This window comes from Streptomyces sp. a15, assembly GCF_059026085.1.
The window spans coordinates 1-9286 of the sequence record NZ_JBWLKM010000158.1; the positions used below are offsets into that span (position 1 = coordinate 1).

Below are 9286 nucleotides of genomic sequence, written 5' to 3' on the forward strand. Positions count from 1 at the left end.
GGCCTTCCGTCCGGCACACCGAGAGCACGCACCGGACACCGCGGGCACCGCACAGGACTTTCGAAACACCCCCTAGACCCAGGGATCCGTGATCTCCCGCAGCAGTGTCAGCGCCTCGCGCAGCTGCTTCATGCGTCGCTTGCCGAGGTGCTCCTCCCACTCCCGCTCGACCTCGGCGACCACGGCGTCGGCGACCTCCTTGGCCGCCCACGCCTTCGCCGCCCCGCGCACCAGCCGGGCCCGCTTGTCCGTCGGGTCCGGTACGCGGGTGACGTAGCCCGCCTTCTCCAACTGGTCGACCAGGAAGCCCGCGGTCTGCTTGGTGATCTGGGCCTGCTCGGCCAGCTCGGTCAGCCGGGTTCCGTCCGGGCCGATGCGCTGCATGACGCGGGCCTGGGCGGGCGTGAAGTCGTCGAAACCGGCCTCCGCGAGCGCGGCGAAGACCCGGTTCTCCAGGGCCCGGTAAGGAAGGAACAGGAGCACGCCCGTGTTGAGCTCGCTCTCCGCCACCATGGCCGACGCCTCCTGCGCACTGCTTGACATTGGTCAGAGTCTCTGACTAATTTGGTCAGAGAAGCTTACCACTTGCTGGGGTGGGTGATTCAGGGTGACTCCCATGAACACGGTGCTGGGGACCGACGAGCGCTGGCAGATCGTCGACCGGGAGCGGGCGGCCCTGGCCGACCTGCTGGAGGGGCTGAGCCCCGAGGAGTGGGAGACGCCCACGCGGTGCGGGGACTGGCGGGTGAGGGACGTCGCCGCACATCTGACCATCGCCGCGCGCTTCACGTACAAGGACGTCCTGGGCGCCTTCGTCCGTGCCCGCGGCAGCTTCGACCGGATGATCCACGACTCGGCGGTCCGCGAGGCCGAGTCGCCCGTCGCCGGGATCGTCGCCAACCTCCGTGCGATCGTCGGCTCCCGCCGCCTCGCACCGACCACCTCGCCCCGTGAGCCGCTCCTCGACATCCTCGTGCACGGCCAGGACATCGCCCTGGCTCTCGGCCGCAGGCGGGAGATGCCCCCGGAAGCCGCCCGTGACGCCGCCGACCGGGTGTGGACCATGCGGGTGCCGCCCAGGCCCTGGCCGCTGCCGAAGGCCCGGCTCGTCGCCACCGACATCGAGTGGACGCGCGGGGACGGCGCGGAGATCCGCGGCCCGATCGCCGCGCTGCTCCTGCTGCTGACCGGGCGCCCGGATGCGGCTCGGGAGTGGTGCGAGCTGGCCGGTGTGGAGGGCCTTCGCTGACCGGCCCTGTGTGTGAGAGCTGACCGGCCCTGTTTGTGAGACTCGCGAGAGTCACCCCAATTCCGTTGACCCGCCCGGAATCCACCCGGCCACTTCGCTGGGTGAGCTGTGGTGTCGTGGTTCGGTACGGAGCACCTGTGTCGCAGTCCGACGGAGCCGGGATATGTCGTACGCGTGTGCGGTGGGGTCGCATGCATGGGTGAACCTATACGAAGTCGCTGTTGCCGTCGCCGGAGCAGGCGGCGGCGCTGGAGGCGACCCTGCGTGCCTGCAACCGGGCTGCCGACTATGTGTCCCGGGTCGCGTATGGGTCGGGAACGCGGGATCGCAACGGGTTGCAGAAGCTGGTGTACGCGGACGTCAAGGCGGCGTTCGGGCTGTCGGCGCAGCCTGCGGTGCGGGTGGTGAAGAAGGTCGTGGACGCTTACAGCGCGCTCGCGGCGAGCCTGAAGGCGGGACGGCTGGGGAATCCGTCGTCGAAGACCTACCGCAAGGCCACCGGATCCCCTGTCGGGTTCCGGCCGGAGGCGGCGCAGCCGTTCGATGACCGGTGCCTGTCGTGGCAGCCGGATGCGCGCACGGTCTCCATCTGGACGGTGGAGGGGCGGATGCGCGGTATCCGCTACACCGGCTCGCCGGACCAGCTCAAGATGCTGGCCGAGTACCGCAGGGGCGAGTCCGATCTGGTCGGGCGGGGCGGGAAGTGGTTCCTGATCGCGACCTGCGAGGTCCCGGATCCCGAGGTGTACGAGCCGACCGACTGGATCGGCGTGGACCGCGGCATCGTCAACCTGGCCACCACTGGCGACGGCACCAACTACCAGGGACGGGGCCTTACCCGCTACCGGCGCTGGCAGGCCCGCAAACGCGCCGAACTGCAAGCGAAGCAGACCCGTTCGGCCACTCGCCGCCTGGCCCGCCGCTCGAAGAAGGAGCAGCGTCATGCCACGCATGTGAACCACCGGATTTCCAAGGAGATCGTGTCCGTCGCGCAACGCACCGGTCGCGGGATCGCCGTCGAGGAGTTGGACGGGATCCGCGATCGGGTACGGCTTCGCCGCGATCAGCGGGGCACGCTCTCCTCATGGCCGTTCCACCAGCTCGGACAGCATCTCGCCTACAAGGCCCGCCGGGCCGGGGTGCCGTTTGTGGAGGTGGATCCGGCCTACACCTCCCAGCGCTGCCCGCGCTGCGGGCATACCGAGCGGGCCAACCGGCCCACCCGGGACCGTTTCTCCTGTTGTCGGTGCGGCCTTGCTGGGTCTGCCGACCACGTCGCCGGGGTCAACGTGCGTAACCGCGCTCGCTCGGCGTGGGTGTTTGTCACCACACCCGTCCCCGCCCCGGCGTGAGCCGGAGCATGGGGAGATGCGACCCGTGACCGTCCTGTCGTAGGGGGCAGTCGGGAGCGCGACAAGGTGTGAACGACCGAGTGCACAGGCTCGGCCGTTCACGGCCGAGAAGGTGACCAAGGAGCTCGTACGGCCGCGGCCGAGCGTGAATCGGCGCGCACGCAGCCGGAGGACGTCCGCGCCGCCCGCGATGAACCTCTCCGACCACGACCGTCTCACCCGCCGCCCGCTGGGCGTGTGGGGCGGCACCGATGTCGACGACGAGACTGGAAGCCGGGGGAGGAGCGAGAGGATCAGGGCGGCGGGTTCTTCTACGGCGGTGTGCATCCGGCCCCGCCCCGGCCCGTTCCCCGGAATGCCTCCCCGGCAACTATGACCCAGCCCCGGTGTGCCCCGCGTTCCGGGCACGCCCCCGCCCGCGCCCCGGCCACCGCTCCCGTCCCTCGGCCCGCCCCGGGCTGAGCCACCATGGGTTGAGCCACTACGGCCGGGCGGCACCGTCCAGCCGGGCCAGTTCCGCCGCGTCCAGTACCAGGTCCGCCGCGGCCGCCGAGTCCCGGACCGTCTCCGGACGGCTCGCTCCCGGGATCGGGATCACGACCGGCGACTTGGCCGACAGCCAGGCCAGGCAGACCTGTTGGGGACTGACCCCGCGCTCGGCGGCCACGTCGTGGAAGGCGCCGAAACGCCGGAGGGCCTCGACCCGCGACGGCCCGTCCAGGGAGCTGCGCGAGATGCCGCCGAGCGGGCTCCACGGCAGGAACGCCAGTCCCAGCTCCGCACACAACGCGAGCTCCGCCTCGCTGTCCCGTACGGCCGGTGAGTACTGGTTCTGCACCGAGACCAGCCGGACGCCGAGGATCTCGCGGGCCGCCCGGATCTGCCCGACATCGGTGTTGGACACTCCGGCCAGCCGGATCTTGCCCTCGTCGAGCAGTTCGCGCAGAGCACCGACCGATTCCTCGAAGGGCACGGCGGGGTCGGGCTTGTGCAGCTGGTAGAGGCCGATGGCCTCCATGCCGAGCCGCTTGAGGGAAGCCTCGGCGGCCGTCTTCAGATGCCGTGCGCTGCCGGTCACACTCCAGCCGCCGTCGGCCTGCCTGCCCCGGCCGCCCTTCGTGGCCACCAGCACGTCGGCCGTGTCACCGCCGTACGCGGCGAGCGCGCGGGCCACCAGCAGTTCGTTGTGGCCGGGTTCGGCGCCGGGCAGGTGGTAGGAGTCCGCCGTGTCCAGGAGGGTCACGCCCGCGTCCAGCGCGGCGTGCACCGTGGCCAGGGCGCGGGACTCGTCGGGGCGGCCCTCGATGGACAGGGGCATCGCGCCCAGTCCGACGGCGCTCACGCGCACGGAGCCAAGTGTGCGGTACTTCATGTCAGTTGCCGCCTTCACTCAAGGTCTCGGCCACGGCACCCGGCAGCCACCGCCGTACGTCGCCGAAGGTGAACCCGAGCCGCGCGGCCCGGGAGTTGTCCATGCCGTAGGAGCGGGTGAAGGAGAACGGCGAGACCTCGCCGACCTCGACGGGGTGCAGGACGGTCGTGCCGTCCGGGATGTGCGCCGCCACCGCCTCGCACAACTCCTGCGTCGTCAGCAGACCGTCGGAGGCCGCGTTGACCGGACCGGTGAAGTCCTCGCCCGCCGCCCAGGCCAGGAAGGCGGCGATCTCCTCGACGTGGACGTAGGTGGCGGGCCGGTTCACGACCGGCACGGCGATCGGCTCGCCGGTGCGGATCCGGTCGGCGTAGTGCTGCAGCCGCCCGGTGAAGTCGTCGGCGCCGCCCAGCACATGGGCCACGCGGACGGCCGTGTACGGGAACTCCGGGCCGACGGCCGCGAACACCGCCTCCGCCTGCCGCTTGCCCTCCCCGTAGTGGATCTCCAGGAACTCCGGGTCGTCCCAGGGGAGTTCGAGGTCGACGGGGACGGTCAGCGGGTCGACGGCCGCCTCCTGTACGAGCGTGGGCGAGTCCTCGTACTCGTACACCTCGACCGTCGAGGTCATCACATAGCGGCGGGTGCGGCCGGCGAGGACCCGGCGGGCGGTCTCCGCCTGGCGCGGGGTGTAGCAGACCTGGTCGACGACGACGTCGAAGGTGCGGGGACCGAGAGCGTCCGTCAGCGCCTTCTCGTCATTCCGGTCGGCGAGCAGATGAATTGCGCCCGCCGGCGGCCGCGACGATCCGCGATTCAGTACGGTCACCCGGTCCCCGGCCGCCAGCAGCCGCGCGATGAGCCGCTTGCCGAAATAGCGGTTTCCGCCGATGACCAATACCTCTCGTGCCTTGTCCATGACCATAATTCTCCCGGCGTACACGCACGTACTGAAGGGGGAACCATGGGAGTTCCGGCCGCCGCACCGAAAGAACCGCGGCGTCCGCGCGTCGCCGCCGACGAAACCTCGGTGGCCTTCGACGCGCTGGACCGGCGGATCCTCGAGCTGCTCCAGACCGACGGCCGGATCAAGCTCAGCGAGCTGGGCCGCCGGGTCCGGCTGAGCCCGGCGGCGGTCACCGAGCGGGTACGGCGGCTGGAGGCGGCGGGCGTGATCAGCGGGTACGGCGCCCATGTCGTCCCGGGCCGGCTCGGCTACGGCATCCAGGCGTTCATCCGCGTCAACCCGCACGGCGGCTACACCCTGAAGCACCCGAGGACCCTGGAGCTGATGGAGCGCCCCGAGATCACCGAGGTGCATCACGTGGTCGGCGAGGACTGCTGGATCCTCAAGGTCGCGGTCCAGGACACCGTCCACCTGGAGGAGGTTCTCGAAGACGTCTCCGCTCTGGGGCGCACGACGACCTCGATCGTGCTGACCTCTCCGGTGGAGCGGAAACCGCTGTTGCCTTGACGTCGGCGTCAGGGCTTACGTTCGTACCCATGCGAATCGGCGAGCTGGCCGCGCGGGCCAACACCACGACCCGGACGCTGCGCTACTACGAGTCGCGGGGGCTGCTGCCCGCGCGGCGCGGCGGCAACGGATACCGGACGTACGACGAGAACGACCTGAGGCTGCTGAGGCAGATCCGGACGCTGCAGGACTTCGGGTTCGACCTGGAGGAGACGCGGCCGTTCGTGGAGTGTCTGCGGGCCGGACACCCGCAGGGCGACTCGTGCCCGGCGTCGCTCGAGGTCTACCGGCGCAAGCTGGCGGAGCTGGACGACCTGATCGGCGAGTTGCAGGCCGTGCGCGCGCAGGTCGGGGCGCAGTTGGTGAAGGCGGAGCGGGCGCGGGACGAGCTGGCGGCCGAGGCGGAGGTTCCGGGGGGTCCGGAACCGGTGTGCGAGCTGGGGAGGAACCTCAAGTGATCAAGGCGGCGGGTGTGACCGAGGTGACGGACGCGGACTTCGCGGCGGAGGTGATCGGAGCGGAGCTGCCGGTGCTGGTGGAGTTCACCGCCGACTGGTGCCCGCCGTGCCGGCAGATGGGGCCGGTGCTCAGCGCCCTCGCCGAGGAGGAGGGGGAGCGGCTGAAGGTGGTCCAGCTGGACGTGGACACCAACCCGGAGACCACCAACGCGTACAAGGTGCTTTCGATGCCGACCTTCATGGTGTTCCGGGGCGGCGAGCCCGTGAAGGCGATGGTGGGGGCCCGGCCCAAGCGCCGGCTCCTGGAGGAGCTGTCCGAAGTGCTCTGAGCAAGTGCTGTGAGCACTACAAGCCCCGGCTACGCAGAAATCCCCCGAGCAATTGCGCTCGGGGGATTTCTTTGCGTATATTCAATGGTTCGCGACTTCAAGGATATTGAGTCGCAAAGAAGCTCAGTGAGCAGAGTATATCCGGGCGGGAGCGGAATTGTCAAACACCGGTTTTCAAGACAGTGAAGACATTGAATTGCGGCAGGAGCAGCAATTCATCGACGAGCTGTATGTGCGGGTCGACGCCCTGCGCGGCGACACCGAGGGCTCCGTCACGGACGCGCTCGCCCAGGGCAACACCCCCATGCAGGCCCGCCTCGAACGGGACATCCTGGTCGCCGAGCGCTCGGGCCTGCTGGCGGCGCTGAACGCGGTGGACGGCTCGCTCTGCTTCGGCCGGATCGACCTCACCTCGGGCGTCAGCCACCACATCGGCCGGATCGGCCTGCGCGCCGACGACGACGAGCGCACGCCGGTCCTGATCGACTGGCGGGCGGACGTCGCCCGGCCCTTCTACCTGGCCACCGGCCACACCCCGATGGGCCTGCGCCGACGCCGGCACCTCACCACCGACGGCCGCCGGGTCACCGCCCTGCACGACGAGATCCTCGACCTCGGTGACGCCACCCGCACCGGCCACGAGGACCCGACCGGCGACGCCGTCCTGCTCTCGGCGCTCAACTCCGCGCGCACCGGCCGGATGGGCGACATCGTGCAGACCATCCAGGCCGAGCAGGACGAGATCATCCGCGCGCCCCACCGAGGGATCCTGGTGGTCGAGGGCGGCCCGGGCACCGGCAAGACGGCGGTCGCCCTGCACCGGGCCGCGTACCTGCTGTACGAGCACCGGGAGTTGCTCGCCAAGCGGGCCGTCCTCATCGTCGGCCCCAACCCCGCCTTCCTCGGCTACATCGGCGAGGTCCTGCCCTCGCTGGGCGAGACCGGCGTCCTGCTGGCCACGGTCGGCGAGCTGTTCCCCGGCGTGAAGGCACGGGCGACGGACCCGCCCGAGGCGGCCGCGGTCAAGGGCCGTGCCGACATGGCGGACGTCCTCGCCGCCGTCGTACGCGACCGTCAGTCGCTGCCCGATCCGGTGATCACGATCGAGCACGACCGCGAGATCCTGATGCTGGACGACGGACTGGTGAACGTCGCCCGCGAGCGAACCCGTGCCGCGGGGCTCCCACACAACGCGGCGCGCGAGCACTTCGAGGGGCACATCCTCAACACGCTCACCGACCTCGTCGCCGAGCGGATCGGCACGGACCCCTACGACGGGACGAACCTCCTCGACCCGAGCGACATCACCCAGATCCGCGACGAACTCGCCGAGAACCCCGAAGTCTGGTCGGCCATCCACCAGTTGTGGCCGAGGGTGACCCCGCAGCGCCTGGTCGCGGACTTCCTGGCTGAACCCGAGGGGTACGTCAGCGCCGAGGACGCCGCTGCCATCCGCCGCCCGGTGACGCGGGCGTGGACCGTGGCGGACGTACCGTTGCTCGACGAGGCGGCGGAGCTGCTCGGCGAGGACGACCGGGTGGCGCGGGCGCGGGCGGAGCGGGAGCGTGAGACGCAGGTCGCTTATGCGCAGGGCGTCCTTGACGTCTCGTACGCCTCCCGCACCTACGAGTTCGAGGACAAGGACGAGGAGGACTCCGAGGTCCTGTCCGCGCACGACATCATCGACGCGGAGCGCTTCGCCGAACGCCATGAGGAGGACGACCACCGCAGCGCCGCCGAGCGCGCGGCGGCCGACCGCACCTGGGCGTTCGGGCACATCATCGTCGACGAGGCGCAGGAACTGTCGCCGATGGCCTGGCGGCTGCTCATGCGGCGCAGCCCGACCCGTTCGATGACCCTGGTCGGGGACCCGGCGCAGACCGCGGAGGCGGCGGGCGTCGGCTCCTGGTCGGGCATCCTGGAGCCGTTCGTCGAGGACCGCTGGGAGCACACCCGTCTCGGCGTCAACTACCGCACGCCGGCCGAGATCATGGAACTCGCGGCGGCCGTCGTGCGGGCCGAGAACCCGGACTTCGAACCGCCGAGTTCGGTGCGGTCCACGGGGGTACGGCCGTGGATCCGCGCCACTGACGATCTGCCGGGTGCGGTGGCCAAGGCGGTGGAGGAGCTGACCCCGGCGGAGGGGCGGCTCGCGGTGATCGCACCGCGGGAGCTGCACCGGACGCTGGCGGCTCGGTTGGAGGGGGTGACGGCGGGGGCGGAGCCTGATCTGACCCGTCGGGTCGTTCTGCTCGATCCGCGTCAGGCGAAGGGTCTGGAGTTCGACTCGGTGCTGGTGGTCGAGCCGGGGCGGTACGGGACGAGTGATCTGTACGTGGCATTGACTCGGGCTACGCAGCGGTTGGGGGTGCTGCATACCGGGGAGTTGCCGGAGGCGCTGGTCGGTAGCTGCGGCTGAGTGGGGGCTGGTGGCCCTGGGGGCTCCGCCCCCAGACCCCCGGCTTATCCCCCCACCACCCGACTCGGTCGGACGAAAGGTGGCCCTCACCCCGGTGGTGGGTGGGCTTGGGCCGGTAGGGCGACTGGGCTACGCCGGCCGCAGCCACACCGTCGACAGCGGCGGCAAGGCCAGGCGGATACTGGCCGCCCGGCCGTGCCACGGCTGCGGCTCCGGCTTGATGACGTCCGGGTTGGTGACGTCGCTGCCGCCGTACTTCGCCGCGTCCGTGTTGAGGGATTCGTGCCAGGCCGGGACCTCGTCCGGAACGCCGAGGCGGTAGTCGTGGCGGACCACCGGCGAGAAGTTGGAGATCGCGAGCAACGGGTTGCCCTCCGCGTCGTACCGCAGAAAGGCGAAGACGTTGTCCTCGGCCGCGTCGCCGACCACCCACTGGAAACCGGAGGGGTCGGTGTCGCGCTGCCACAGCGCCGGGGTGTGCCGGTAGACGATGTTGAGGTCCCGGACCAGGTCCCGCACGCCCCGGTGGTCCGGCTCCGCCCCGTACGCGGGGTCCAGGAGCCACCAGTCCGGGCCGTGCGCCTCGGACCACTCGGCGCCCTGCGCGAACTCCTGGCCCATGAAGAGGAGTTG

The 9286-nt window shown here is 70.8% G+C and carries 10 protein-coding genes; 6 read left to right on the top strand and 4 right to left on the bottom strand.

Translation table 11 applies throughout. From position 1 onward, the window contains the following. Positions 1–72: 72 nt before the first annotated feature. Positions 73–513 (bottom strand): MarR family winged helix-turn-helix transcriptional regulator, encoded by a 441-nt coding sequence (locus AC5P09_RS50350; protein ID WP_493880387.1) that lies wholly within the window; start codon positions 511–513, stop codon positions 73–75. A 103-nt stretch (positions 514–616) separates the two neighbouring features. Between AC5P09_RS50350 and AC5P09_RS50355 the strand changes: the two genes are divergently transcribed. Together AC5P09_RS50355 and AC5P09_RS50360 are read left to right on the top strand one after the other, a co-directional pair. Beyond that, on the top strand, positions 617–1249 hold the full coding sequence (locus tag AC5P09_RS50355; protein WP_493880380.1) for a maleylpyruvate isomerase family mycothiol-dependent enzyme: 633 nt from the start codon (positions 617–619) through the stop codon (positions 1247–1249). 218 nt (positions 1250–1467) lie between these two features. After that, positions 1468–2601: an RNA-guided endonuclease InsQ/TnpB family protein gene (locus tag AC5P09_RS50360; RefSeq protein WP_493880388.1), complete on the top strand. Its 1134-nt coding sequence runs from the start codon at positions 1468–1470 to the stop codon at positions 2599–2601. Between the two features lie 481 nt (positions 2602–3082). Here the strand turns inward: AC5P09_RS50360 and AC5P09_RS50365 are convergent, their stop codons facing one another. Then, entirely contained in the window at positions 3083–3973 is an 891-nt protein-coding gene (locus tag AC5P09_RS50365; RefSeq protein WP_493880381.1) for an aldo/keto reductase, read from the bottom strand. Between the two features lies 1 nt (position 3974). Then, complete coding sequence (locus AC5P09_RS50370) at positions 3975–4892, bottom strand: NAD-dependent epimerase/dehydratase family protein (RefSeq protein WP_493880382.1); 918 nt, start codon at positions 4890–4892, stop codon at positions 3975–3977. A gap of 45 nt (positions 4893–4937) precedes the next feature. Here AC5P09_RS50370 and AC5P09_RS50375 point away from each other — a divergent pair, with 45 nt between their 5' ends. The 4 genes from AC5P09_RS50375 (at position 4938) to AC5P09_RS50390 (ending at position 8653) form a co-directional block, all read left to right on the top strand. Beyond that, entirely contained in the window at positions 4938–5447 is a 510-nt protein-coding gene (locus AC5P09_RS50375; protein ID WP_493880383.1) for an Lrp/AsnC family transcriptional regulator, read from the top strand. A 29-nt stretch (positions 5448–5476) separates the two neighbouring features. Continuing rightward, positions 5477–5905, top strand: a complete 429-nt coding sequence (locus AC5P09_RS50380) for a MerR family transcriptional regulator (RefSeq protein ID WP_493880384.1) — start codon at positions 5477–5479, stop codon at positions 5903–5905. Positions 5906–5919: 14 nt separating this feature from the next. Next, a complete protein-coding gene (locus AC5P09_RS50385) occupies positions 5920–6234 on the top strand; it encodes a thioredoxin family protein (RefSeq protein WP_266448064.1) in 315 nt (104 codons plus the stop codon). Between the two features lie 196 nt (positions 6235–6430). Then, the gene (locus AC5P09_RS50390; RefSeq protein ID WP_493880385.1) at positions 6431–8653 is read left to right on the top strand and encodes a HelD family protein; all 2223 of its coding nucleotides are present in this window, start codon (positions 6431–6433) and stop codon (positions 8651–8653) included. A 129-nt stretch (positions 8654–8782) separates the two neighbouring features. Here the strand turns inward: AC5P09_RS50390 and AC5P09_RS50395 are convergent. Continuing rightward, positions 8783–9286: alpha amylase C-terminal domain-containing protein (locus tag AC5P09_RS50395; RefSeq protein ID WP_493880386.1), on the bottom strand; the 504-nt coding region annotated here is incomplete at its 5' end.

Bases quoted from the DNA above. Each gene is read 5' to 3' on its own strand.
- AC5P09_RS50375 (WP_493880383.1), top strand. From the start codon at position 4,938: ATGGGAGTTCCGGCCGCCGCACCGAAAGAACCGCGGCGTCCGCGCGTC.
- AC5P09_RS50365 (WP_493880381.1), bottom strand. From the start codon at position 3,973: ATGAAGTACCGCACACTTGGCTCCGTGCGCGTGAGCGCCGTCGGACTG.
- AC5P09_RS50380 (WP_493880384.1), top strand. From the start codon at position 5,477: ATGCGAATCGGCGAGCTGGCCGCGCGGGCCAACACCACGACCCGGACG.
- AC5P09_RS50355 (WP_493880380.1), top strand. From the start codon at position 617: ATGAACACGGTGCTGGGGACCGACGAGCGCTGGCAGATCGTCGACCGG.
- AC5P09_RS50370 (WP_493880382.1), bottom strand. From the start codon at position 4,892: ATGGACAAGGCACGAGAGGTATTGGTCATCGGCGGAAACCGCTATTTC.
- AC5P09_RS50350 (WP_493880387.1), bottom strand. From the start codon at position 513: ATGGTGGCGGAGAGCGAGCTCAACACGGGCGTGCTCCTGTTCCTTCCT.